General features: G+C 38.3%; 25 protein-coding genes and 2 pseudogenes. 18 read left to right on the forward strand and 9 right to left on the reverse strand.

Going from position 1 to position 26271, the window contains the following annotated elements:
• Positions 1–123 precede the first annotated feature (123 nt).
• Together rpiB and tkt are read left to right on the forward strand one after the other, a co-directional pair.
• Positions 124–576 (forward strand): ribose 5-phosphate isomerase B, encoded by a 453-nt coding sequence (gene rpiB, locus FVA69_RS12870; RefSeq protein ID WP_109911228.1) that lies wholly within the window; start codon positions 124–126, stop codon positions 574–576.
• A gap of 36 nt (positions 577–612) precedes the next feature.
• Positions 613–2622, forward strand: a complete 2010-nt coding sequence (gene tkt, locus FVA69_RS12875; protein WP_164528923.1) for a transketolase — start codon at positions 613–615, stop codon at positions 2620–2622.
• A 165-nt stretch (positions 2623–2787) separates the two neighbouring features.
• On the opposite strand, the pseudogene FVA69_RS12880 reads toward tkt, so the two are convergent.
• Positions 2788–3548 (reverse strand): annotated as a pseudogene (locus FVA69_RS12880) (SDR family oxidoreductase).
• A gap of 467 nt (positions 3549–4015) precedes the next feature.
• On the opposite strand from FVA69_RS12880, the gene fetA reads away from it, so the two are divergent.
• Both fetA and fetB read left to right on the forward strand, forming a co-directional pair.
• On the forward strand, positions 4016–4669 hold the full coding sequence (fetA, locus tag FVA69_RS12885) for an iron efflux ABC transporter ATP-binding subunit FetA (RefSeq protein ID WP_004910255.1): 654 nt from the start codon (positions 4016–4018) through the stop codon (positions 4667–4669).
• A 9-nt stretch (positions 4670–4678) separates the two neighbouring features.
• Positions 4679–5455 carry an iron efflux ABC transporter permease subunit FetB gene (gene fetB, locus FVA69_RS12890; RefSeq protein WP_004910254.1) on the forward strand — a complete coding sequence of 259 codons (777 nt, stop codon included), beginning with the start codon at positions 4679–4681 and terminating at the stop codon, positions 5453–5455.
• A gap of 51 nt (positions 5456–5506) precedes the next feature.
• On the opposite strand, the gene FVA69_RS12895 is transcribed toward fetB, so the two are convergent.
• Complete coding sequence (locus tag FVA69_RS12895; protein ID WP_115167407.1) at positions 5507–6541, reverse strand: LacI family DNA-binding transcriptional regulator; 1035 nt, start codon at positions 6539–6541, stop codon at positions 5507–5509.
• Between the two features lie 234 nt (positions 6542–6775).
• On the opposite strand from FVA69_RS12895, the gene FVA69_RS12900 reads away from it, so the two are divergent.
• Together FVA69_RS12900 and FVA69_RS12905 are read left to right on the forward strand one after the other, a co-directional pair.
• Positions 6776–7504 carry an SDR family oxidoreductase gene (locus tag FVA69_RS12900; protein WP_004910250.1) on the forward strand — a complete coding sequence of 243 codons (729 nt, stop codon included), beginning with the start codon at positions 6776–6778 and terminating at the stop codon, positions 7502–7504.
• Positions 7505–7548: 44 nt separating this feature from the next.
• The gene (locus FVA69_RS12905) at positions 7549–9177 is read left to right on the forward strand and encodes an FGGY-family carbohydrate kinase (protein ID WP_123382041.1); all 1629 of its coding nucleotides are present in this window, start codon (positions 7549–7551) and stop codon (positions 9175–9177) included.
• A gap of 123 nt (positions 9178–9300) precedes the next feature.
• On the opposite strand, the gene FVA69_RS12910 is transcribed toward FVA69_RS12905, so the two are convergent.
• Entirely contained in the window at positions 9301–9690 is a 390-nt protein-coding gene (locus FVA69_RS12910) for a hypothetical protein (protein WP_004910246.1), read from the reverse strand.
• A 1056-nt stretch (positions 9691–10746) separates the two neighbouring features.
• On the opposite strand from FVA69_RS12910, the gene FVA69_RS12915 reads away from it, so the two are divergent.
• A complete protein-coding gene (locus tag FVA69_RS12915; protein WP_004910245.1) occupies positions 10747–11034 on the forward strand; it encodes a hypothetical protein in 288 nt (95 codons plus the stop codon).
• A 71-nt stretch (positions 11035–11105) separates the two neighbouring features.
• Here the strand turns inward: FVA69_RS12915 and FVA69_RS12920 are convergent, their stop codons facing one another.
• The gene (locus FVA69_RS12920; RefSeq protein ID WP_164528924.1) at positions 11106–11999 is read right to left on the reverse strand and encodes an endonuclease/exonuclease/phosphatase family protein; all 894 of its coding nucleotides are present in this window, start codon (positions 11997–11999) and stop codon (positions 11106–11108) included.
• A gap of 257 nt (positions 12000–12256) precedes the next feature.
• A complete protein-coding gene (locus FVA69_RS12925) occupies positions 12257–13291 on the reverse strand; it encodes a LacI family DNA-binding transcriptional regulator (RefSeq protein ID WP_004910239.1) in 1035 nt (344 codons plus the stop codon).
• A gap of 372 nt (positions 13292–13663) precedes the next feature.
• On the opposite strand from FVA69_RS12925, the gene FVA69_RS12930 reads away from it, so the two are divergent.
• Genes FVA69_RS12930 through FVA69_RS12940 form a run of 3 tightly spaced genes read left to right on the forward strand, consistent with a single transcriptional unit; the run spans position 13664 to position 15687 of the window.
• Positions 13664–14110 carry a PTS sugar transporter subunit IIA gene (locus FVA69_RS12930; protein ID WP_109911223.1) on the forward strand — a complete coding sequence of 149 codons (447 nt, stop codon included), beginning with the start codon at positions 13664–13666 and terminating at the stop codon, positions 14108–14110.
• A gap of 21 nt (positions 14111–14131) precedes the next feature.
• On the forward strand, positions 14132–14419 hold the full coding sequence (locus tag FVA69_RS12935) for a PTS sugar transporter subunit IIB (protein WP_004910231.1): 288 nt from the start codon (positions 14132–14134) through the stop codon (positions 14417–14419).
• Positions 14420–14430: 11 nt separating this feature from the next.
• On the forward strand, positions 14431–15687 hold the full coding sequence (locus FVA69_RS12940) for a PTS ascorbate transporter subunit IIC (RefSeq protein ID WP_036958647.1): 1257 nt from the start codon (positions 14431–14433) through the stop codon (positions 15685–15687).
• Between the two features lie 51 nt (positions 15688–15738).
• Here FVA69_RS12940 and FVA69_RS21695 read toward each other — a convergent pair.
• Positions 15739–15980: pseudogene (locus FVA69_RS21695) on the reverse strand (hypothetical protein); the annotation flags it as partial.
• A gap of 258 nt (positions 15981–16238) precedes the next feature.
• Between FVA69_RS21695 and FVA69_RS12950 the strand changes: the two are divergent.
• From FVA69_RS12950 to FVA69_RS21700, 3 genes are all read left to right on the forward strand, one after another.
• The gene (locus FVA69_RS12950) at positions 16239–16781 is read left to right on the forward strand and encodes an RrF2 family transcriptional regulator (RefSeq protein WP_004910219.1); all 543 of its coding nucleotides are present in this window, start codon (positions 16239–16241) and stop codon (positions 16779–16781) included.
• A gap of 132 nt (positions 16782–16913) precedes the next feature.
• On the forward strand, positions 16914–18122 hold the full coding sequence (locus tag FVA69_RS12955; protein ID WP_109911222.1) for an NAD(P)/FAD-dependent oxidoreductase: 1209 nt from the start codon (positions 16914–16916) through the stop codon (positions 18120–18122).
• 138 nt (positions 18123–18260) lie between these two features.
• Positions 18261–19004: an ankyrin repeat domain-containing protein gene (locus FVA69_RS21700; RefSeq protein ID WP_184957447.1), complete on the forward strand. Its 744-nt coding sequence runs from the start codon at positions 18261–18263 to the stop codon at positions 19002–19004.
• 229 nt (positions 19005–19233) lie between these two features.
• On the opposite strand, the gene FVA69_RS12965 is transcribed toward FVA69_RS21700, so the two are convergent.
• The gene (locus FVA69_RS12965; protein WP_004910213.1) at positions 19234–20178 is read right to left on the reverse strand and encodes an SPFH domain-containing protein; all 945 of its coding nucleotides are present in this window, start codon (positions 20176–20178) and stop codon (positions 19234–19236) included.
• Positions 20179–20605: 427 nt separating this feature from the next.
• Here FVA69_RS12965 and FVA69_RS12970 point away from each other — a divergent pair, with 427 nt between their 5' ends.
• The 5 genes from FVA69_RS12970 to FVA69_RS12990 all read left to right on the forward strand — a co-directional run bounded on the left by FVA69_RS12970 (position 20606) and on the right by FVA69_RS12990 (position 25135).
• Positions 20606–21559, forward strand: coding sequence for a 2-keto-3-deoxygluconate permease 1 (locus tag FVA69_RS12970; protein ID WP_109911221.1), 954 nt, complete (start codon positions 20606–20608; stop codon positions 21557–21559).
• 10 nt (positions 21560–21569) lie between these two features.
• Entirely contained in the window at positions 21570–22844 is a 1275-nt protein-coding gene (dtnK, locus tag FVA69_RS12975) for a D-threonate kinase (protein ID WP_110731867.1), read from the forward strand.
• Positions 22834–23817: a D-threonate 4-phosphate dehydrogenase gene (locus FVA69_RS12980; RefSeq protein ID WP_109911219.1), complete on the forward strand. Its 984-nt coding sequence runs from the start codon at positions 22834–22836 to the stop codon at positions 23815–23817. The genes dtnK and FVA69_RS12980 overlap by 11 nt, the downstream gene beginning before the upstream one ends.
• Before the next feature lie 3 nt (positions 23818–23820).
• Positions 23821–24597 (forward strand): DeoR/GlpR family DNA-binding transcription regulator, encoded by a 777-nt coding sequence (locus tag FVA69_RS12985; RefSeq protein ID WP_109911218.1) that lies wholly within the window; start codon positions 23821–23823, stop codon positions 24595–24597.
• Between the two features lie 106 nt (positions 24598–24703).
• Positions 24704–25135 carry a carboxymuconolactone decarboxylase family protein gene (locus FVA69_RS12990; RefSeq protein WP_164528925.1) on the forward strand — a complete coding sequence of 144 codons (432 nt, stop codon included), beginning with the start codon at positions 24704–24706 and terminating at the stop codon, positions 25133–25135.
• 66 nt (positions 25136–25201) lie between these two features.
• Here the strand turns inward: FVA69_RS12990 and map are convergent, their stop codons facing one another.
• Together map and FVA69_RS13000 are read right to left on the reverse strand one after the other, a co-directional pair.
• Complete coding sequence (map, locus tag FVA69_RS12995; RefSeq protein WP_004263445.1) at positions 25202–25972, reverse strand: type I methionyl aminopeptidase; 771 nt, start codon at positions 25970–25972, stop codon at positions 25202–25204.
• Positions 25965–26171: a ParD-like family protein gene (locus tag FVA69_RS13000; protein ID WP_004910200.1), complete on the reverse strand. Its 207-nt coding sequence runs from the start codon at positions 26169–26171 to the stop codon at positions 25965–25967. Before FVA69_RS13000 ends, map begins: the two co-directional genes overlap by 8 nt.
• Between the last annotated feature and the right edge of the window lie 100 nt (positions 26172–26271).

Genomic DNA, 26271 nt, shown 5'->3' on the forward strand with positions numbered 1-26271 from the left:
ATTCATCATCATAAAAATAAAAACATATGTTCAACTATTGATTATTTGTTCATAAGATCCTATTTTCTAAATAGTACATTTGATTGGTTTATGAACTTTTGTTCAACAATAAGGATCTCTATCATGCTATCTATTGCTATTGGCGCGGATGACGCTGCATTTGAAATGAAAGATTTGATTAAAGCTCACTTAGCAGAACTAAACATTGAAGTGACTGATTACTGTTTAAACACTGGGGTTGCAGACGAAATGTACCCTGATGTTGCCCATGCGGTTGCCACTGCGATCGTACAAGGCAAGCACCAGCGCGGTATTTTAATTTGTGGTACCGGAATTGGTATGTCCATTGTTGCCAATAAAGTCACGGGAATTCGTGCAGCACTGTGCCATGACACATACTCCGCTGAACGAGCTCAAAAAAGTAATGACGCACAAATTATTACCTTTGGTGCACGAGTAATTGGCCCTGAATTAGCAAAAAGCATTATTGATACATGGCTGGCTTCCCATTATGAAGGAGGACGTTCGGCACCAAAAGTGGCTCGAATCAGTGAGTATGAAAATGGGGAACGTTAGTTTTACTTTAGGCGCTTTTACTTTGGGAGCTTTGTAATGTCCACTCAACCACAAAATAAATTAGCCAATGCCATTCGATTTCTTTCAATAGATGCCGTACAACAAGCTAATTCAGGCCACCCCGGAGCCCCAATGGGAATGGCTGATATTGCTGAAGTTCTTTGGCGAGATTATTTACAGCACAACCCCGCGGACCCGCATTGGCCTAACCGTGACCGCTTTGTATTATCAAACGGCCATGCCTCAATGCTGCTCTATAGCTTGCTTCATTTAACAGGCTATGAGTTATCCATTGATGATTTAAAACAATTCCGACAACTCCATTCCAAAACACCGGGTCACCCCGAATTAGGCTATACCCCCGGTGTTGAAACCACAACAGGCCCGCTGGGGCAAGGCATCGCCAATGCGGTTGGTATGGCAATCGCAGAAAAAACCCTAGCAGCTACATTTAATCGCTCTGGTTTCCCCGTTGTCGACCACTATACCTACACATTTTTAGGTGATGGCTGTTTAATGGAAGGGATTTCCCATGAAGTGTGCTCATTAGCGGGAACGTTAAAACTCAATAAGCTCATTGCATTTTATGATGACAACCGCATTTCTATTGATGGTAACACGCAAGGTTGGTTTACTGATAATACAGCAAAGCGTTTTGAAGCCTATGGTTGGCATGTTATTCGCCAAGTCGATGGCCATTCTAGACCCGCAATCAAAGCGGCCATTGAACAAGCTCACCAACAAACTACGAAACCAACACTCATTATGTGTAGAACCACAATTGGTTACGGTTCTCCTAATAAAGCAGGTACAGCGGATTCTCATGGCGCGCCACTCGGACAAGATGAAATAGCTCTGACTCGCCAACAACTGGGTTGGGAGTACCCTCCTTTTGTGATCCCTGATGACATATATGAACCTTGGAATGCCCTAGAACGTGGTGCTGAGCAACAATTACGTTGGGAACAAGCATTACGAGAATACACAAAACAATACCCAGAACTCGCTGAGCAGCTAACTCAACGATTATCTAATCAACTCCCTGAAAAATTTACAGATATCATTGATAATTTTATTCAAAAATTAAATGATAACCCTGCAACGATAGCTACACGTAAAGCATCACAAAATACCTTAAATATTATTGGCCCTATTTTACCTGAGTTAATCGGGGGTTCCGCAGACTTAGCCCCAAGCAACCTTACCTATTGGTCTGGTTCACTGCCGATTAATAAACAACCTGCTGGCAACTATATTCATTATGGTGTCAGAGAATTCGGTATGACCGCCATCGCAAATGGGATTGCATTACACGGCGGTTTCCGCCCTTACACGGCAACCTTTTTGATGTTCTCGGAATATGCACAAAATGCCGTGAGAATGGCCTCATTAATGAAATTACCGCAAGTGCTTATTTATACCCATGATTCAATTGGCTTAGGTGAAGATGGCCCAACACATCAACCTGTTGAGCAACTTGTGTCACTACGTGCAACACCTAATTTGTCAGTATGGCGCCCTTGTTGCCAAGTAGAAACCGCCGTGGCTTGGAAGCAGGCTATCATTCATCAACAGAACCCAACAGCACTTGTGTTATCCCGTCAAAACCTAATACAGTATTCGCGCACTCCCGAACAGCTCACCAATATCGCTCGAGGCGGATATATTTTACGCAGTAATAGTGAAGCCCCTGAATTACTATTAATTGCGACAGGCTCTGAAGTCACGTTAGCGGTTGAAGCATGGAAACAACTGACAGAACAAGGTTTTAATGTGAATGTCATTTCGATGCCATCAACAGATACCTTCGACCAACAACCCTTAGAATACCAGCAGCGTGTTTTACCCAATCACATTCGCCATCGCATTGCGATAGAAGCCAGTATTAGTGATTACTGGCGTAAATACGTAGGAATTGATGGGTTAGTTATGGGTATGAATAGCTTTGGTGAGTCTGCTCCTGCGGACCAATTATTTAAACATTTCGGTTTCACCGTAGAAAAACTTATTACTATGTCGCTTTCATTATTAAAACCTAATGATTAATTGATATAGCAATAATTAATATCTGTTATCCTACTTTGTAATTCCCTATTACAAGCCAAATAATACCTATGTTATTTGGCTTATTTTTTATTTAAATAAAATCATGCAAAATAAAAAAGCGAATATCTAATTATACTCGCTTTTTTTATTATTGATTTAATATCATTATTGGATACTGTAGCCACCATCAATCACTAAATTATGACCTGTAATCATATCAGATGCATCGCTGGCCAAAAATAGCGCACATGCCGCAATTTCAGAAGGTTCGGCAAAGCGCCTTGCAGGGATTTTTCCTTTCATTTCATCTCCTTTTTCACCTTCCCACGCTTTTTTACCTAATTCTGTCATGACAATGGTTGGTGAAATGGCGTTAGTTTGTATGCCTTTCGGGCTCCACTCCAGTGCTAATACTTGGGTTAAACCAATAATTGCCGCTTTACTCGCACAATAGGCCGCATGCTGGTCTAAGGCAATCACCCCGCTTGAGATGCCATATTAATAATTTTTCCTTTTCCATTATTAATCATAACATTACCCGCAGCTTGGCAAACCAAAAAAGTCCCTTTTAAGTTCACGTTCATGGTTAAGTCCCAATCGGATTCACTTAAATTTTCAGCGGGAGCCAGTGCTACAATTCCAGCACTATTGACGACAATATCTAGCCGACCATAATGCTCAATGACATGTTCTACCATCTGAGAAACCGCCGTAGAATTTGTGATATCACATTGAATACCAATTGAATTGCCTAATTTCTCTGCAGTCGTTATTACGTTATCTGACTTATCGATTAGGGCAACTTTAGCCCCTTTTTCAACATACAGTTGAGCAATCGCCAACCCAATACCTGCTGCTCCCCCGGTAATTAAAGCGACCTTACCATCAAGTGAAAAGTTGGTGTTATAGCCACTAAATTTTTTCATTTTAATTCCTTAACATCATGATGTGATATTGAATATATAGATGAAATAAATATAGTGCTGTCTTAGACAGACAGCAAAATATTAAACGAAGATTAAATTACTTGGTATTATTAATATAATATTATTGCCGATTAAGTTCTATATTATTCATGTAAAAAAAAGAGATATCTCTCAAATTAAATACCTCACTAAATTCCGAATGGGCATATGTTCAAAATAATAATCTAAATGAATATTTGTACTTTATCTTTAACTGTAAAAATCTTCTAAAAACCCCTCTATGTTGTAACTGCTCCGTAAAAATACATTTTTTCATTCCCCTATAAATTTTCGGTTAATTGGCGCATAATATTAGTTATATCTAAATTGATATTAAACAATATCAGCACTGGGTTATTGAGTAAGATATTGAAATGAATATCATTCACACTAAATACTGCACATTTAATTTATAGGTTATTGATAATATGGAAGAAAGTAACTTACTACTACAACTTAATAACATTGGGTATAGCATTGAGGAAAAAACAATTCTTGATAATGTGCAGATTAACTTACAGGCAGGTGACTTCAAACTGATTACAGGACCTTCTGGCTGCGGTAAAAGTACTTTATTAAAAATAATCGCCTCGTTAATTTCACCAACTCAAGGAACTATTCAGTTTCAAGGGAAAGATATCAATACCATCTCACCAGAAACTTATCGGCAGCAAGTTTCATACTGCACTCAAACGCCCACCTTATTTGGACAAACCGTGTATGACAACCTCGTTTTTCCCTATCAAATTCGAAAATTGCCGCTTAATAAAGAGAAAGTCATCAGTGATTTGCATCAATTTTCTCTGCATGAATCTATTTTAGATAAAGGGATCAACGAACTCTCCGGTGGAGAAAAACAGCGTATTTCTCTTATTAGAAACTTACAATTTCTTCCACAAGTCTTACTGTTAGATGAAATCACCAGTGCCCTAGATGAAGAAAACAAAATTATAGTGAATGAATTTATCCATCATTTAACGAGTGACAAAAAAATAGGCGTGTTATGGGTAACCCATGATCAAGATGAAATCGCTCATACCAATGAAGTTATTACCCTTCCTGTTCATCACAACGAATCATAGGATATCACTGTGCATCAACCAACTATTTCCAATGAATCATTAACCTTTTCTATCCTGTTAGTCCTTGTGGCTATTTTTATTAGTCATAAAGAAAAACTGTCCCTTGAAAAAGATATTATCTGGAGTACTTGCCGAGCGATTATTCAACTATTGATCGCTGGCTACATTCTAAAATATATTTTTAATGTTGATCACGAATTGCTCACGATTGCCTTGGTGATGTTTATTTGCGTCAATGCCGCCTGGAACGCTAAGAAAAGAAGCAAATATATTGATAAAATTTATGTTACCGCATTAATTGCCATTACCTCTGGTACATTTCTTACATTGTTAATCTTAATATTAACTAACGCCATCGCATTTACACCCATGCAGGTAATTCCTATCACTGGAATGATTGCAGGTAATGCCATGATTGCAGTAGGATTATGCTTTAATAACCTCGGCCAACGGTTTTCAAGCCAACAACAACAAATTCAAGAAATGTTAAGTTTAGGGGCAACCCCAAAAATTGCTTCTGCTGCTATTATTCGCGACAGTATCCGAGCATCATTAATCCCAACGGTGGATTCAGCCAAAACAGTAGGAATTGTCAGCTTACCGGGTATGATGTCTGGCCTGATTTTTGCTGGAGTTGACCCGTTACAAGCAGTTAAATACCAGATTATGGTGACTTTTATGCTGTTAGGTACCGCAAGCCTTTCAACCATACTGGCTGGGTATATGACTTATACAAAATTCTATAACCAACGCCATCAATTATTGGTTACCACACTGAATAAATAATAACCTTCCGCCGCTTATTTATCATCAACGATAAGCGGCACTTACTTAACATCACTCTTTAACCACGCCCACAGGTAATACTTCAATTAACTGTGCTTTGCTATTTTCATTATCTATCAACTTAAAAATATGATTTAGCATCGTTGGCACATCCTGTTTAACCATTTCGATGTCATTACCTAATAGTGCAACAAAAGGGTCCCAGTCAAAACAGCCTAAATGAGGTTGACGCGAACCGATATAGCCTTTTTTACCTAACCAATCAATAACCCCTTCTAATGAAATAGTTGAATTAATAAATAAACCACATTTCACTATTTTCTGTGGATCTTCATTATTCTGTTCAAAAAATCGTGAAAGTGCTTTTTCCGCTTTTTCGGGAGCATAACCGCAGGCCAAGATATTTTCTTGTGGAACTGTGATACCTTTTTCATTATGTGCATCAATAAACCCACGAATACGTTCTCGTGTATTGTGGTCATGTTCACGACCACCAATAAAAATTAAAGCTTCATGTGTTGATGTCTGAGATTTATTTTTGCTTAAAATACGTTGTGTTAAATTTTTTGCACCAAGATAGTTGTCTGAAATAACAGAAGGCGCCAACAAGCCTGGTAAGTCTAAATTCAAGGTTGAGACACCGGAAGCTTGGCAAATTTCAGTGATTTTATCCGGATTGGTTGCCCCTGTTGAAACCAACCAATCAACCTGATAAGAAATCATTGCACGTGCGGCTTCTATTTCTAATTCAGGGTCACGCCGCGTGCAGGTAATGATAGGAAATAACCCTCTTTCACGCGCCATTTCCTCAAAATGTTCGACAATAGAACCAAAATAGCGGTTGTCATACTTCGGAACTAACATACCGATTATTTTGGATTTATTACTGCGCAATAAGCTGGCTTGCTTATTGACTGCATAATTTTGTTCTTCGGCGATGCGGATCACTTTTTCAGCAAGTTGTGCGCTAATTCGCCTTTTTTGCCAATTACCATTGAGTATTGCACTCACTGCACTCGCTGAAACCCCTGCTAATTCGGCAAGGTCATAGATCGTTGTTTTCTTATTTTGTCTGATCTTTGTCACAGATTCTCATCTCCATTTTTTACTAGCTTGACACCAAAGTCGAAAAGTCGCAATACTGCTACATCGATTGAGCAATATTGAAATTGATGATGCATGAGTTGATATACTGCAAAATAAATACTATCAACCCATCGCATGTAGCCACCTATCCATCCCCGTGACTCATTGCTGTTTCATTAATTTCAGGCGCTTTTCATTCTTACATTTCGCTAAAATATCCGATTGGAGTAAATTATGGCCATTTCTATTGAAAACAAAGTCGCAGCAATTACCGGAGCTGCCTCAGGTATTGGGCTTGAATGTGCACGCACACTGATCAAAGCAGGTGCAAAAGTCGTTCTAATTGACCGCGCAGAAGAGCGATTAAACCAACTTGTTGAAGAATTAGGTGAAAATGCAATTCCATTAGTTATCGATTTAATGAAACCGGAACAAGTTGATGGAATGTTAGATGCCATTTTACAAAAAGCAGGCGGTTTAGACATTTTCCATGCTAACGCTGGTGCCTATATTGGCGGCCCCGTTGCTGAAGGTGACCCTGATGTATGGGATAAAGTTTTAAATTTAAATATTAATGCAGCTTTCCGTTGTGTTCGCGCGGTATTACCTCATTTTATTGCTCAAAAATCAGGCGATGTGTTATTCACCAGTTCAATTGCAGGTGTTGTTCCTGTGATTTGGGAACCGATTTACACCGCATCAAAATTTGCTGTTCAAGCCTTCGTCCATTCAACACGCCGTCAAGTCTCTGAGCATGGTGTGCGTGTTGGTGCGGTATTACCCGGCCCTGTGGTTACTGCCTTACTTGATGATTGGCCAAAAGAAAAAATGGAAGAAGCCTTAGCAAATGGTAGCTTAATGCAACCAATTGAAGTGGCTGAAGCGGTATTATTTATGTTAACTCGCCCACGTAATGTCACTATTCGTGACCTTGTTATTGTGCCTAACAGTGTTGATCTCTAACTTGTCATCTCGCAATTCATTGCAGTTAGCACCTTGGAGGGAAAATGAATAATTCACATGCACCATTAAAAGATAACGATAAAGTCGTTATTGGTATCGATGTTGGCACAGGTAGTGCACGCGCAGGTGTCTTTGATATGTCTGGCAATATGTTAGCGTCTGCCAAACATGATATTACACTATTTCGTGACAACGCCAATTTCGCGGAGCAATCAAGTAACGAAATTTGGGAAGCGGTTTGTTATTGTGTCAAACACGCAATGGCATCATCAAAAGCAAAACCACAACAAGTGACTGGTATTGGTTTTGATGCAACCTGTTCACTAGTTGTCATCGGAACAGATACACAACCAATTACAGTTAGCCCATCGAATGACCCTGAGCGCAATATTATTGTGTGGATGGATCACCGCGCGACAGAGCAAGCTGAACGTATTAATCAATTAAAACATCCGGTTTTAAACTATGTTGGCGGTAAAATTTCGCCTGAAATGGAAACACCTAAGATTTTATGGCTAAAAGAAAATCTACGTCAATCCTATGATAATGCATGGCAATTTTTTGATTTAGCCGATTTTTTAACTTGGAAATCGACTAATTCTTTGGCTCGTTCAACCTGTACGGTAACCTGTAAGTGGACATATCTAGCCCATGAAAAGCGCTGGGATGCAGATTACTTTCAACAAATTGGGTTATCTGAACTCGCAGATGAAAATTTCGCGCGTATTGGGCAGCTTATTGTCGAGCCAGGAACGCCTTGTGGTGAAGGCTTGACGGAAACCGCAGCTCAGCAAATGGGCTTACTAGCAGGAACTCCTGTCGCCGCAGGTATGATAGATGCTCATGCTGGCGGTATTGGTACCGTTGGTGTTAATGGCGATGCAACCGCTAATATGGCCTACGTATTTGGTACATCTTCATGCACGATGACGACCACCAAAGAACCCGTATTTATACCCGGTGTATGGGGGCCTTATTTCAGTGCAATGGTGCCAGGTATGTGGCTAAATGAAGGTGGCCAAAGTGCGGCAGGTGCTGCAATTGACCAGTTACTTTCCTTGCACCCCGCTTCAGCACAAGCAAAACTCACTGCAAAAGAACAAGGTAAACCCTTGCCTGTTATGTTAGCGGATTTAGTATTAGAAAAAGCATCGTCACCATCGCAGTCTGTTGAGCTAGCTGAAAAAATACATGTTGTCCCTGAGTTTTTAGGAAATCGAGCACCTTTTGCTGACCCTCATGCCAGAGCCGTCATTGCTGGCTTAACCATGGATAACAGCATGGAAAATTTACTTTCTTTCTATGTTGCTGGTGTGTGTGGCATTGGCTATGGGTTACGACAAATCATTGAAGCACAAGCAAAATCCGGTGCAGTTATTGAAAATATTGTCGTCAGTGGAGGTGCTGGCCAACACCCGTTGATCCGCCAATTACTTGCGGATGCGTGCGGTGTCCCTGTGATTTCAACACAAGCCAGTGAGCCTGTTTTACTCGGTTCAGCTATCCTCGGTGCAGTTGCAGGAAAAGTCTGTGACGATGTTGCACAAGCCATGGACCAATTTAGTGCAATTGACCTCACCTACCAAGCCAATGAAGCTTATAAAGCACGCCACGATACAAGATTTACCTCTTTCTTGCATTTACAGCAATGTGCTAGAGAATTAAAAGGCTAATCACGCTAATATGACGTTGAGTCATATTTATACTAAAGAAAGCCGGCTTACGGCTTTCTTTATTTAGGATTCGTATTACCTATTGCGTTTAATTTAATAAAAGGCATACGCTATCACTCAGTTTTAAAAACAATATCTTGCCCATAACGAATCAACCATTTCTTTTGGCATTAAATCGTAATCTCCCTCAACCATAGGAATTGACAAGGATACCTTCCCTTGTTTATCACTATAGGCTTTCACAATGAATTTTTTATACCCTTCTAATCTTGCATTCTTAACCCGAAACACTTCACCACAAACGTAGCCTAAATCACCCTTATCCGCAGTTTGGCGAATAAAATTATATTTCACATTTTTAAATGAAGCGGATTCAGGGAAAGATAAATAGTCTTCAACACTACTTTTTGCCATTTTCACAAGATCAGGTGTAGGGGAATAGTTCAATGTCACCCCTAAAATAAAAGAGCCCCCAGTTAACAATAAAATTGTGAGCAACTTTATAATATTCATATTCTTAAGCTCTCATTTATTCAATAACAAGCCAATTGACCTGGATGACCTAATCACCCCGCCCAAAAATACACTTAAGTAGTTATCATTAGCCAATTGTAAGTAAATAATAATTATTTTAATAATATCCAGCCTTATCTATATAAGAATACCTTATTAGATAGCTTGTTTTTTCTAATTACTATCTCCGATAACCATCACAAACAGCGCAAATAAACACAATTAAATTTATAAAGTCTGTTCGTATTTATACTTTATTTTACACATCACATGAGTAAGTATACCAGTATTAAACTAAGAATATAAATAGTACTTGAAACATTAACTGTTTCAATTTGTATTTTTTTAACTAGAGAAGTTTCATTTACCAAAACACAGAAACAATAATAAGCCTTAATTGTTCATCATAGCTTAACAAAAATAAACCCAAATATGTAATAAAACAATTCAATTTAATAATAGCCATGTCTAAATGTTAATTAACTCACTTTGTGAGTATTTAAACTCAATATAAGCGTAAATTAAAATTAAATTATAATATATTCGTTATTTTCAAATAAGCCATCCTTGCTAGATCTCACCATTAAAAAACAAAAAATATTTAAAATTCAACTTGATATAAAAAATACATTAATTCATGCCATTTGCCATCTTAATTTTTAACCTATTGTTCATTAATCTCTTTTTTCAAACTAAATTAGCCGAGTTATCGCTTCCACCTTAAGCGCAATAACGCACAACCAATTGATTAATAAGATAAAAACAAACAAAGAGTTAATTAATGAAATGTTAATGTTATGATACCAAACAGTTAACATCAATAGTCAACCTCAAAATGCATAAGAATATTTAACAATATCCATATAGTAATTTACTATTAAACTTCTCGATATATCTTCTTTTATCCAATTTTTGATATATACCACCAACCTAAATTACAGAATATTCCTAGTAAAAATTGCTTCTTTTAGCCAATACATAAAATTATCCGGCCAAATTTGACAAAATATTTTTTTTATCTCATGTAGCATTGTTTTCCAAAGAAAAGGGTAAACCATGACAAATATTCAATTACTATTACTTGCAACTAATAACATCAAAAACAACACAGAGCTAAGCCACTCTCAGGAGTCTTATGTATACCAATTTTACTATGCTAACGTCGCAGGCCATTTCGATAGCATTCAAGATTTTCTTACCGTATTTAAGCAGCAGACAGATGCAACATTAGATGCATCGCAACAATTAGCCGAACAGAGTCAGCAAATATACTCAACAGTTGAGTCTTATTTGGAAGTAGCCGAAAAACGGTATATTGAAAGGAAAAAATTGCTAGCCAATTAAGTTAGCATTTACAGTTGAAAAGGCCTACAAACTAAATGAGGCCTTTTATCGATAATTTTTCTGTTAAACTTCTATTGCTCTTGTAGCTCTAATTCAGCAATTATAGGTAGGTGGTCGCTAACACTTGACCATTGAAACTCTTTGCTATCTGTTGGGATTTCCATATTTTTCACATCCCAAACTTGGCCTTTAAATGTAAAAATATGGTCAATATCTATCGCTGGGTTTACCGCTGGCCAGCTACGGTAATCAATACCTTTAAATTCAACTGGGTTCCACATATAACGAATTTCTTGGATAGGCTGTTCATTCACTGTTGAATTAAAATCCCCTGCTAATATTTTTATTGATGCCGCAATATTATCAAATCCCGTATCCGTATCCCCAATACTTGCATCTAAAATATGGCGAACCTGTCCAATGCGAATGGTTGGATCTTTCTGCCAATCAAGGTGCGTTCCCATCACTATAATTGGCGCATCAAAACCTGGTTTTGATATCTGGGATATTAATACAACACGTTGTTCAGCATCACCCGAAGGTAAATTAACTACTTTAGATTTATCGATTTTATATTTTGATAAAATTCCTACACCATATTCTCCACCATCAAAATCCAATGCCTTACCAAAAGCAAAATCCATCTTATTGGCTTTCGCTATTTCTTCTAACTGGTGAACTTTTTTACTGCGGGCTGTTTTATTATCAATTTCTGTTAAAACAATCACATCAGCATCTATTTTCGCAATCGCCTTATTCAATCCATCGAGATTACTGACATCTGATGCCAACTCATTTTTACCAATGTTATAGGTTGCAACTTTAATTGTCGGTTTGTTTGAAGTGTAAGCTTTATTCGGTGTTCCTCCATCCTGTACTTTTAAAACTTCAGAACCCGTCATCGATGCCATCGCACCGCAAGAAACTAAAATTGTAGTGGAAATAACTGTTTTTAGTAATTTCATTGTTTTCCCCTGTGAATATCTAATATGACAAAATAGTGCAAGTGTTGAATAAAATTCTAGCTAAGCTGAATTCATTAACTTGCAGTTTTCATACATTAACAGAGAATAAAAAAGATGTAGTGACCAAGTCGACAATCTTATTTCGAGAGAAAAAAAAACCACCATTGTTTATACAAAATAGTGAGTTACCGCACTATTATTCACTAAGGACAAGCAAGATATTCAATAAAACGTGATTAATAACAATAAATTAAATTTTACGCACTTTGTCTTGCTTCAAATTTATACGGAAAAACAACTCCTTCTTTACGTTCAACAAAATCACAATCGACATCAGCAAGCCATTTTTGTAGTCTTTTCGCTGTTTCTCGAGCCATTTTACTGTAATCAATCCGCACGGAAGTCAGTGATGGATGAATGTGATCACAATTTGAAGAACCTTCAACACAAGCGATCGCTAACATTTTAGGTATCTGAATTAAACGTCTCTGGCACTCAAAAATGACGCCAAGCGCAATCATTTCATGGCTGCAAATCACAGCTTCAAGCTCTGGTTGGCGGGTCAACATCTCACTAATTGCCTGACGACCAAAATCCATCGTTGCAACATACGGCGTTGTAATACTTTGATCTGCACTTTGGTTATACGTCAGCATCGCTCGGTTCCAGCCACTTAATTGTTGGCTTTGCATTTTACTGTCCATTTGAGCGCCAATATAGCCTATCTTCTTATACCCTTTTTGTAACATATAGTTAGTTAAAAAATTAACCGCATCACCAACGTTACTCTTGATATTCAACGTGACTGGATGGTTCGACTCCCCTGCAACACTGACAACTGGAATATCTAAATTCTTTAGATAATTAGACACACTTTCTGAATTTATTGCCCCAAAAATAATCAATGCCGCGGGGTTACTCTGTAATAGTGTCGATAAAACTTCAGACTCTTTTTTTTGCTGGTAATCATGGCTACCAATAACAACTTGATAATTATTTTTGTTCAGCGCTTCTTGTAAAGATTGCAGAAAAACTGAACTGGCATTATCACGCAGAGACGGAATTAAAACAGCAACAGTACGGCTTTGACCAGAAGCCAAAATACCTGCCGCAGAATTAGGTATATAACCAAGTTCTTCAACCGCAGCATTAATTTTTTCACGTAATTTGTCGGATACTAATTCAGGTGTACGCAGAGCTCGAGAGACCGTCATGGACCCAACGCCTGCAAATTTTGCGACATCCTGCAACGTGACTCGCCCTGTATTTTTTCTTTTTCGTATTTTTTGCATGTAATACTTTTACTTAGCCTAAACTCATTATTAACCCTAAGGTTGTTGATCTTCAATGGACAATTTTCATTCGAATCAAGCGTGTTTTTTTTGCTTTTTTCGTGTTCTAGATTAAATGAGCTAAAAATAGCCAATATGGTTCTCTGAAATCTAAAGAAACACTAAAAATCACCAGCTCAGATTAACTTACCACAGGTTGAATTTGTTAATCAGCCGACAAGTGTACTCATTTTGTTTTTGTTCGCTATATTTTCTTAAAATGATAGCGCTATCACGAAAATGAAAGATTCAGCTAGATAGCGCTACCATAGAACACTACTATTCATTCAACCATTACAAAGATAATAATTTCACTCTACCAGGAGCAACCCGATGCTAACGACATTACTGACCCCTAACGTCATTCAAGTCGTCGACAGAGCCAGTGATTGGCAAGAAGCGATAAAAATCGCCTGTAACCCATTAATTAATAATAAACTCATTGAACCGAGATATGTTGATGCAATAATTCAATCGCACGAAAAAATCGGTCCTTATTATGTATTAGGTCCAGGAATTGCCATGCCTCACGCACGCCCTGAAGATGGCGTGAACCAATTATCCCTTGGTTTAACCGTTCTTAAACAAGGGGTTGAATTTGGTTCTGAGGGCAATGACCCAATCAAATTATTAATTGTACTCGCAGCAACCGATAGCAATAGTCATATCGGCGCCATCGCAAAATTAGCTGAACTTTTTGATAATCAAGAAGATATTGACAGCATCATGCAATCAGAAAACGTAGATGACATTCTTAAAATCATCGCTAAATATGAATAATTAGATATTAAGGTAAATATTATGAAAATTACTGTTGTTTGTGGAAATGGCTTGGGCACAAGCTTAATGATGGAAATGAGCATTAAGAATATTTTAAAAGATCTGCAAGTCAGTGCAGATGTTGACCATGTGGATTTAGGTTCCGCAAAAGGCACCGTAAGCGATATCTTTGTTGGTACAAGCGATATTGCAGAACAATTAGTTGCTCAACAAGTTGGTGGTGAAATCGTTGCTCTGGAAAATATGATTGATAAAGTTGCAATGAAAGAGCGCCTGACTGTTGCTTTACAAAAACTTGGTGCAATGTAAGCGGAGGCACTATGTCATTTTTTCGTTTTCTGATGCAGGATGTTTTATCTGAGCCAGCCATTCTTGTAGGTTTAATCGCACTTATTGGTTTGATCGCGCAGAAAAAACCAGTAACTGAATGTATTAAAGGCACCATCAAAACCATCATGGGTTTTGTGATCTTAGGTGCTGGTGCAGGCTTAGTCGTCAGCTCGCTAGGCGATTTCTCAGCCATTTTCCAACATGCCTTTGGTATTAACGGCGTTGTTCCAAATAACGAAGCTATCGTGTCTATCGCACAAAAAAGCTTCGGCCGTGAAATGGCAATGATTATGTTCTTTGCGATGCTAATCAATATCTTGATTGCTCGCTTAACACCCTGGAAATTTATTTTCCTTACAGGGCACCATACTTTATTCATGTCCATGATGATTGCGGTTATCTTAGCTACCGCAGGAATGGAAGGAACCCTATTAGTGACTGTTGGTTCATTAATTGTTGGCTTTTGTATGGTATTTTTCCCTGCAATTGCCCACCCTTATATGAAAAAAGTGACGGGTTCAGATGACGTTGCGATTGGTCATTTCTCAACGATTTCTTATGTTTTAGCTGGGTTCATTGGTAGCAAGTTCGGTAACAAAGAACATTCAACAGAAGATATGAATGTCCCGAAAAGCTTGCTGTTTTTAAGAGATACTCCTGTCGCTATCTCTTTCACCATGTTCATTATTTTTATCATTACATGCTTATTTGCCGGCGGTGATTTCGTTCGCGAAGTCAGTGGTGGCAAGAATTGGTTCATGTTCTCATTGATGCAATCCATTACATTTGCTGCCGGTGTATATATTATTCTGCAAGGTGTGCGCATGGTTATTGCAGAAATTGTTCCTGCGTTTAAAGGTATCTCTGACAAATTAGTCCCTAACGCAAAACCGGCTTTAGACTGCCCAGTTGTCTTCCCATATGCACCAAACGCGGTGTTAGTCGGTTTTTTAAGTAGTTTCGCTGCTGGTGTTTTGGGAATGTTCGTTCTGTATGCATTAAATATGACGGTGATTATTCCAGGCGTTGTACCGCATTTCTTCGTGGGTGCTGCTGCAGGTGTTTTTGGTAATGCAACAGGCGGTCGTCGTGGGGCTATCTTGGGTGCATTTGCTCAAGGATTACTAATTACCTTCCTACCTGTATTCCTATTACCTGTTCTTGGGGATATTGGTATTGCTAATACGACATTCAGTGACGCTGACTTTGGCGCAATCGGAATTTTATTAGGCATTATAGTTCGCTAAGGTAAGACTCCCCATCGCAAATTTGCGAGTGGGGAGTTGTTTGCGGTTACCCTACTTTCCCAGCCAAGCCCCAACTCTAAATAAAAACTCCTGTAGCATATTAAATCATCCGGTGTTACGTGGATCATACCTTCTCCGGGAACATCAATTTCCGCAATCATAAATAGTGCTAACGTGGTTAATGATGGCAATATGAGTATCAACCAATTTTTCCCTTTTGTTCCGCGTATATTGTAACCAATAAGAATATTTGAACAGATAGCAAAAAAGATCAGCAAAAACCAAACCGCATTTAGATTTTCATTCAATATATCAATAAAAATTCGTTCAATCTTAAGATGAAGCGCCTCTAACTAAGGATCATACATAGAAATATGTACGACAAAGGACAGCGCTTGTAGCCCCATAGCTCTATTTATCAAATGCCATAATGCAACTTGTTGCAGCTTACATTAATAACGCGGACTAACCTTATCTTAGTTCTATTGACAATTAAAACGGAGACCTGTATTGTCCTTGTTTATAAATAGATGCTTAGGAACTTTAAATAAATGGCACACATTACTGTCAGTGTTGAATACGGTATCCATTGTCTACTTTGGTTTGTTGATAATCCCGAACGCTCTCTTAGCAGTAGAGAACTTGCAGAGTTACAAGGCATCTCTCCAAGTTTTCTAGCAAAAATTTTGCCTCGGTTAGAAAAGGCTGGGATCGTGAGTTCGAATGAGGGAATTAGAGGTGGATATCGATTGGCATTGCCTCCTGAAAAAATTACATTTCTATCTATAATTGATGCAATAGAAGGCTATAAACCTCTTTTCGAGTGCCAGGAAATACGGCGCCGTTGTGCTGTTTTCGAAGAAAATGGTCTACCACAATGGGCTATTTCTGGTACCTGCTCCGTACATAAAGTCATTCTTCAAGCTGAAAATGCAATGAGAGATGTATTAGCTAACCAAACCCTTGCTGATGTGGCGCAGCGTCTATGTCAAATCGCGCCTAATAGCTTTTATAGAGATGTAAACTCCTGGATGGATCAAAAAATTGAGGCTAGAACAGTTCGTTCAAACAAAGGAGGTCGTGGGAAAACATAACATATAATCCTATAGCCTTACCTTAAATTCACATCGTTTGTATTTAATTAATAACATCTTCACTGGTGCGGGTTTTTATTATTTAAAATTTGCAAATGAGCACTTAAAGTTAATCTTCAAAGGAATTCAATAATGACAGCTAAAATTGTTATTGCAGGATCGGGTTTTGCTGGTTTTTGGGCTGCTATTTCAGCAATGCGGGTAATTTCACAAGCTAATAAAGAAAATAGCATCAAAGTTATTTTAATTTCACCAAGGCCTAACCTCACTATACGACCGCGTTTATATGAAGCAAAGCTGGATAATATGTCCCCAGATATTTCAAAGCAGCTAGCTGCCGTCGGAGTTGAATATATTGCAGGTAAAATCCAAAATATCGATACAGATGCAAAATTATTAACCATTAATCTAGCTAATGGCAACCAAACTTCACTAGTTTATGAGCGCTTTATTCTGGCAACGGGTAGCCAATTAAACGTACCTCCTGTTCCTGGATTTGATAAGTATGGCTTTGATGTTGATTCATTAGAAGCTGCGCATCGTCTTGAAACACATTTACAAGCACTAAAGAACAAACCGGAAACTTTAGCTAGAAACACCGTTGTGGTAGTAGGTGGAGGGTTAACAGGCATAGAAAGCGCCGCGGAAATGCCAACACGCCTGAAAAAAATTCTAGGTGGATCTACAAAGAGCCGAGTATTTATAATTGACTCAGAACCCACTGTGGGAGCCGGAATGGGAGCAGACATCTCTCCTGTAATTCAACAAGCTTTAATTGAATGTGGCGTTGAATTACGCGCGGGATTACGAGTCGAAGCACTAAGCCATGATGGAGTTACTCTGTCAAACGGTGAGTACATAGAATCAAATACTGTCGTATTAGCGACAGGAGTAAAAGCAAGTTCTCTAACGGAACAGATTCGCGGTGAACGTGACGCTAGTAATAGGATTATCTCGGATAATTATTTACACGCACAAGCTGTCTCAAATGTTTTCGTCGCAGGAGATACTGTCAAAGCTCCCACTGATAATCAAGGAAATCATAATTTAATGACTTGCCAACATGCCCTAAGTTTAGGCCGTGTTGCAGGGCATAATGCAGCCGCTGAACTGTTAGGGCTTCCTCTTCATCCTTACAGTCAGCCTAAATATGTAACCTGCCTTGATTTAGGGGCTTGGGGGGCTCTTTATACCGAAGGTTGGCAGAGAGAAATACATTATATTAAAAAGGAAGGGAAAAAAATAAAACAAGAAATAAATACTAAGTGGATATACCCGCCTGAATTAGAAAAAAATGAGCTATTTGCTATCGCCGCTCCAGATTATGTCATCGTTCCTTGAGGTAAAATTTAGATTTAATATATTCAAGTAAAATAAATCGGAATAACCGCATAAAAATACAATAAGTATGATTTGTATTGCTTTGTGTCGTTTATTTTTCAATACTGATAAATAACTAAATATTAATAAGGTTTAAATATGTATATTAAAAAAATTATATTTGCTTTTTCATTACTTACTTTTGGGTCAGTATCACAAGCCCAAGTTGTTAATAATAATAACCCTTTAAAATATAGGCATTTTAAAACAGATTACGCTACGATGGTCGAACTAGCGAATAAAGAACGTTTACCTTGGAGAGTCTTCTATGAAAGCCCTAGTGAAGGCGTCAATGCCGAATGGTTTGATGCCGTAAAGCAGGGAGATTTAGACAAAGTAAAACAAATGGTTACTGAGGGGCAAGACATAGAAGCCAAAGACACCGGTAGCTTAGACCAAACGGCTCTGGGATGGGCGGCCTTTATTGGTGATGAAGCAATGGTTGATTATCTTATATCCCAAAATGCTAATCTTTGGGCAACCGATACAGGTGACGTATATAACGTACTAAAATCCGCGGTACTCGGTAATAATGTCAATGTTGTAAAAAAAGTCCATCAGCTAATGAAAGACGAAGTAGACTTGAATAATCAGCAAATTGAAAGTGATGGTGAAACATTAGTCATGGTAGCTGCAAGTAATAATAGAATGGAAACGGTTAAATACTTATTATCGCAAGGCGCAGATATTAACCGAAGTACAACGACTGATGATGTAACCATGTTTTCTTATGACCAAAGTGCATTAACTTATGCATGTAAAAATAATCTTCCAGAAATGCAAAAATTCCTTATTGATAATGGTGCACTAAATCATCGTACCGGTAAACCATCTTGTAATTGATTTATAGGAATATTGGGTAATAACAGAATTATTTTCACCAATCATGCAAATAAGTTATTTTTAGCATAACAAAAGTATTGGACGTACCCTTCTATATATTAAATAGCCTGATTCCGATTATATATCGAAATCAGGCTATACAATCAATTGACTAAAAGTGCCCAACTTTATGTGGTTACTTCAAGCTTAATAGAACAGGTTGTAAATGTAGTCATTCTTTTAATGAAAATTACTGGCTATTACGCATATCCATAATCATTTTGCCATCATAGTCTGCACCAACCACAATATTAGGCACCTCACCTTTATATTTGTGAGCTTTAATTTGTTCAATCTCTAACTGTTTCCAATTGATCATTTCACGGGTAATAGTACGTTGTAATATCGCATTAGCTTCAGCTTCTTTCTGTGCAGCATACAATTTTGCATCCGCTTCTTGGCGCATCGCAAATGAACTTGCTTGTGCATTACGTTCTCTAGCGATGGCTTGTTGTTCAGCAGACTCTCTTTCCGCTTCAGCAATAACAACCTTTTTCTGAGCTAATTCACGCTCTTTTTCTGCCTCTGCTTTTGCTTGGTTAATTTGCTCTTGGCGCATTTTAGTATTAACCACTTGCTCTTGTACAACTTCAGGCAAAGTAATATCTTGGATCATAATTTCTTTTATTGTATAGCCATAAGGGGATGCATACCCTTGAATAGCATCACGAATAGATTCTTGTAATTTTCTTTGTGTATCTGCTGTATAAAGATCTTGCGCATTAGCAACATCTTTACCAAATTCCAAAATCGTTGAAATCAATTTTTGGCGTACATATTTATCTAAAGCTTCACTTTCTGTACCACCATTAATACGTAATACCGGAGCTTTAGAACCATCAAACTGAAGCATTACCGTAATATCAACAATAGATTTTAGTTTATCTTGTGAAGGTACTCTTAGCTCTTTTAGTGATACACGAATATCTTTTGTTGAGTACGTATCAAACGTTGTAAACGGGTTAATTGGAAAATGTAAACCTGCATCATAAGCAACTGGATCGACCTTTCCTAAAAATGTTCCTACCTTAACCGAACCATCTTGGACAATGGTATATGAGTTAATACCTACAAGGCCGATAACTAGTAGTAATGCAGCGCCAACAACCAATTTAATCATTGATTTAAATTGCATGAGTTAATCCCTATCAAATAATAATTATAATAAAGCGCCTATTGTCACTACTTGCTTTCTAACTACAAGTCTAATAATCCTAAATTTAAAAACACTAAATTTACTGTTTCTATCTTGGTAAAAATGTATTGCTAAGTCATTACAGATAATTTTTTTATAAAGCTAGTTTTATCCTTTTAAATTATTACTGCTTATTTTCAATCATAAAACATATGAATGATTATTTATAATCACCACCTTAATCAGTTGAGATGACGTTCACCCCATCTTAAAATCAATAAATCGTTATTTTCAACCAAAAAAACAGCAATTTTAAGCATGTAACGCCGATTAATAATAAAGGGGATTATTGCGATCTTGATCACTGTTGTTTTTGATTGATTAAATATAATCATTGTGACTAAAATAAATCATGGCGGAGAAAACCATGCAAATAAAAAAATCGATTGAACGTATACCTGGTGGCATGATGGTTGTGCCATTAGTACTTGGTGCCCTAATCAACACCTTTGCTCCTCAAGCTCTCGAAATCGGTGGCTTTACGACATCACTATTTAAAAATGGTGCTCCTGCTCTTATTGGCGCATTCTTGCTTTGTATGGGTGCAGGAATTAGTTTCAAGGCAGCACCTCAAGCTTTATTACAAGGAGGTACAATTACCTTAACAAAATTAGTCGTTGCGATTGCTCTTGGCCTAGGAGTCGATTATCTCTTTGGAATGGAAGGGATTTTTGGTTTAACTGGTGTTGCAATTATTGCAGCAATGAGTAATTCAAATGGTGGTTTATATGCCGCTTTAGTTGGGGAGTTTGGTAATAAACGAGACGTTGGTGCTATCTCAATTTTATCTCTTAATGATGGCCCCTTCTTTACGATGATCGCGCTAGGCGCAGCTGGTATGGCAAATATCCCTTTAATGGCATTAGTTGCGGTTCTTGTTCCGTTAATTGTTGGTATGATCTTAGGAAATCTAGACCCACATATGCGCGATTTTCTAACAAAAGGTGGGCCAATATTAATTCCTTTCTTCGCGTTTGCACTAGGCGCAGGGATCAACTTAGAAATGCTATTACAAGGTGGGCTCGCGGGTATTTTACTCGGTGCGCTGACTACGTTTGTTGGCGGCTGGTTTAATATTCGAGCAGACCGTCTAGTTGGAGGCTCTGGTATAGCAGGTGCTGCAGCCTCAAGTACCGCAGGAAATGCAGTGGCAACACCACTCGCTATCGCACAAGCCGACCCATCCTTAGAGGCTATCGCGCTTTCTGCGGCTCCATTGATTGCTGCATCCGTGATTACCACCGCTATTCTAACCCCTATCCTGACCTCTTGGGTTGCTAAACGTCAACAAGCAAGACAACCCCAACAAACTGAAGAGTAAGGAGTTATTTATGAAGCTATTAGTTATTGCGGATGACTTTACAGGGGCAAATGATACCGGTGTTCAATTTGCTAAAAAGCATGCGCGTACAGAGATACTTCTTGATAGTACACAAAAACATTCTTGGTTTGCTGATGTCGTTGTGCTTAATACAGAAAGTCGTGCATTAAATGCACAAGTTGCTTCAGAAAACCTACGAAATAGCCTGAAACCTTTTTTATCTCAGAAGGATAAACCTGTTATTTATAAAAAAATTGACTCAACATTTCGCGGTAATATCGGTGCAGAAATAGAGACAATTATGTCAGAAACAGGCTTAAAATTTGCTATTGTTGCCGCAGCTATTCCTGCGGCAGGACGCGTAACGTTAAATGGTGAATGCCTCGTTCATGGAAAAGCACTTGTTGAAACTGAATTTGCTTCTGACCCTAAAACACCAATAGTTTCATCACGCATCCAAACTATCGTCCATCAACAGACTACCCTGCCTGTTATTGAAGTGTATCTAGACCAAATACGTTCAGGCCAATTCGTAACATGGTTACAAGCACAAAAGCCAACGCAAGCCAGTATCATCGTCACTGATGCTGAAAATGATGAAGATCTAACCCTAATTGCTAAGGCTGTATTTTCAATAGCTCAACCTTGCCTACTCGTTGGAGCTGCGGGCTTTGCAAATGCATTGCCTGAGATTATTTTCATGGATAAAAAGCAAGGGCTACCGTTATTTATTGTCGCTGGCTCAATGAGCAGCGCAACAATTGAACAGGTAAACTATGCACAAACGCATTGTGATGCCAGTGTTATTGATGTTGATGTAACGCAAGTACTTGCAGCCACTACACAAGATAACTATATGGCTGCGCTCATCAAAGAAATTAGTCAAACATTAAACCAACAAAAACACACCATCATACGAACCAGCCGAGATGTGCAAGATAGGCATCATATTGATGACCTATGCACTACCTACGGTATGACACGTAATGAATTGGGAAAAAATATCAGCGACTTTATTAGTTTGCTGACCTTAAAAACGCTGTCTGTTTCCAGCATCGGGGGACTTTTTTTAACAGGTGGAGATATTGCGATTGCGGTTGCCAATACTTTGGGAGCAAAAGGTTATCGAATTCAATCTGAAGTAATGCCATGTATACCTTGCGGCACTTTTATTGACAGTGAAATTGATGATTTACCCGTGATCACCAAAGCGGGAGGGTTTGGTCAAATAACCACTTTATGCGAAGCCATCAAATATATTGAGGAAATTTATTGTGAAAAATAATGTTGTTGCTATTACGATGGGAGATCCTGCTGGTATTGGCCCAGAAATTATCGTCAAATCCCTTGCAGAAGGTGAACTTGCAGGAGCCTCTGCCGTTGTTATCGGTTGTGCATCAACAATGCAGCGATTAATTAAATCGGGGTTAGTTCCTCAGGTAAAAATCAATGTGATACAAAATATCAAAGAAGCTCAATTTTCAGCGGATACCATCAATATTATTGATGAACCCTTAGCCGATCCTAGCGCGCTTATTGCGGGCAAGGTCCAAGCTCAAGCTGGTGACTTAGCATTTCGTTGTATTAAACGTGCGACTGAACTAGCACTCGCAGGCGAAGTGAAAGCGATTGCTACTGCACCTTTAAATAAAGAAGCATTACACCTTGCTGGGCACAACTACCCAGGTCACACTGAACTTCTTGCCCAGCTAACCAATACCAAAGATTATGCCATGGTGCTTTATACAGAAAAATTAAAAGTCATCCATGTCACGACACATATTGCATTGCGTAAATTTTTAGATACATTAAATAGCGAGCGTATCATAACCGTGTCTCGTATCGCATCAGACTTTTTAAAACGCGTTGGTTATGAAAAACCGCGTATTGCTATCGCAGGCGTTAATCCTCATGCTGGGGAAAATGGTTTATTTGGTGATGAAGAAATCGTATATTTACAACCAGCTATAGAACAGGTAAGGTCTGAAGGTATTGATGTTTATGGCCCTTGTCCTCCAGATACTGTATTTTTACAAGCCTATCAAGGGCAATATGACATTGTCGTTGCCATGTATCACGACCAGGGTCATATTCCTTTGAAATTATTAGGTTTTTATGATGGTGTTAATATCACTGCGGGTCTTCCGTTCTTGCGCACATCAGCCGATCACGGTACCGCATTTGATATTGCTTGGACGGGTAAAGCAAATCCTGAAAGTATGGCCATCTCACTTAAACTTGCGATGAATGTAGTATAACTAATGAGCACAATGGATAGATTAGATTTAATACTTGAGTATCTTAAACAGCATAACCTCGTCACTGTTGAGGAACTAGTACAAGCACTATCCGTATCAGCGGCTACTATCCGGCGTGATCTCATTAAACTTGATGAAACTGGGGTTATCTCTCGCACACATGGCGGTGTAACCCTCAATCGTTTCATTCCTGTTCAGCCCACTACATCGGAAAAAAACCAGCGTAATCTAAGAGAAAAACGGGCTATTGCGAAAACAGCAGCCCGTTTAATTGAACCAGGTAGCACAGTTTTACTTGACGCAGGAACAACCATGCTTGAGCTAGCGCGGGAGCTCACTCATATGCCCCTGCGTGTTATCACCTCTGACCTCCATATTGCTCTTTTTCTTTCTGAATTCAAACAAATTGAAGTCACAATTGTTGGTGGACGAATTGACGATAGTAGCCAATCTTGTATTGGTGAGCATGGGCGCGTTTTATTACGTAGTATTTATCCTGATATCGCATTCATTAGTTGTAACTCTTGGAGTTTAGAAAAAGGAATTACAACACCAACAGAAGAAAAAGCTGGGCTAAAACGTGATCTAATAACAAATGCTACACGTTCTGTTATGCTTGCTGATAGTAGTAAATACGGTAAATGGTCATTATTTCGTGTCGCTCAAATAGACGAATTCACAGATATTATTACAGACAACCAACTTCCTCTCGATATTCATCAAAAATTTATAGATTCTTGTCGTACTAATCTAATATTGGTTTCCACAAATGCCACTTAATGCTATTGAACGTGATTTCTTTATAAAATAAAGTAGCGCAACCTTCCAACCAAACCGCACCAAACATTGCATTTTATCTGACAACAAAATATGTAAGGAATCACTCATGAGTGAACTGAGATTAGCCTATTACAATTTATCACCTGAAGCTTATAAAGGGCTTATTGATTGCAAAAATGCATTGGATAAGAGCGGGTTAGATAACGAACTGATAGAACTCATCTATTTAAGAGTTTCACAAATCAATGGCTGTGCATTTTGCCTAGATATGCATGCAAATTCATTGCGTTCAAATGGCGTTAGTAACAAAAAAATTGATACTCTCGCTGGCTGGCAGGTCAGTCATCATTTTAATTCATTAGAACGCACTGCATTAGCTTGGACAGAAGCGGTTGTTAATATAGCTACCAGTGGTACATCAGATGCTCTCTTTAATGAATTAAAACACCATTTTTCTGATGCTCAAATTTCTGATCTAACCATCGCTATTGGTTTAATGAGTGCATTTAATCGTATAGCAATAGCACTGAGACAATAGTAAAAATTTGCATAAAAAAAGCTTGTTACCATAATGGCAGCAAGCTTATAAACTCTATTTTTAACGCTATTTTTCTTCATCGCGTAGTGTTAAAACTTCATAACCATCTTTAGTAACTAATACCGTATGTTCCGATTGAGCAGATAATTTTTTATCTCGCGTTACGACTGTCCAGCCATCTTTTTTTGTTTTAATTTTCATTCCACCTTGGTTGATCATTGGCTCTATCGTAAATGTCATTCCTTCTTTTAATTCTACCCCTTTCCCTCGTACGCCATAATGAAGAACTTGCGGGTCTTCATGCATTTCACGGCCAATACCATGCCCACAATATTCACGTACAACACTATAACCTTTAGATTCCGCATAATGTTGAATAGCAGAACCAATATCACCTAACGTTGCGCCTGGTTTAACTTGCTTTATGCCTTCCCACATAGCGGCATAAGTATCTTTAACTAACTTACGTGCCAGTGGTGAAGCTTCCGGCATCACATACATTTTACTTGAATCGGCAATGAAACCATTTTTCTCTAGCGTAATATCAACATTAATAATGTCTTTTGCTTTTAAAATTTCATCTGTTTTTGGAACGCCATGGCAAACGACTTCATTTAGAGACGTGTTCAAAACATATTGGTAGCCATATTGCCCTTTACTGGCAGGCCTTGCTTGTAACTCATTAACAATATAGCTTTCAACTTTATCATTAATTTCCATCGTAGAAATACCAGGTACGATAAATGAATCCAACATCTTAAAAACACTAGCCAAAAGTCGTCCAGACTCACGCATCAGTTCAATTTCTTCTGCTGTTTTAATTGTAATATTATTCATGAACCTTTCCTTTTAATTCAATTGACTCTTTCTCTAACATTTCATTGATTAACATAGTAAATGTCTTATTCGGGTTTAATTCAGCTTGCATTCCAATTTTAATCCAAAATTCTGCCTGTGAATTAATCGACCGGGACATAACTTGGCTCGCATGGCGTAGATAATCATGCAATTCATCTGAAATTTTTACGATACCCAAAATAACCTCAACAATATGATATGTATACAAACCATGTATAGATCATATAACAGGAAGGTGATGATTCAAAGTACTCACGTTTTGTATAGCACAAAGCGCA

The sequence above is a fragment of the Providencia sp. PROV004 genome (assembly GCF_011045615.1).
GTDB lineage: Bacteria > Pseudomonadota > Gammaproteobacteria > Enterobacterales > Enterobacteriaceae > Providencia > Providencia rettgeri.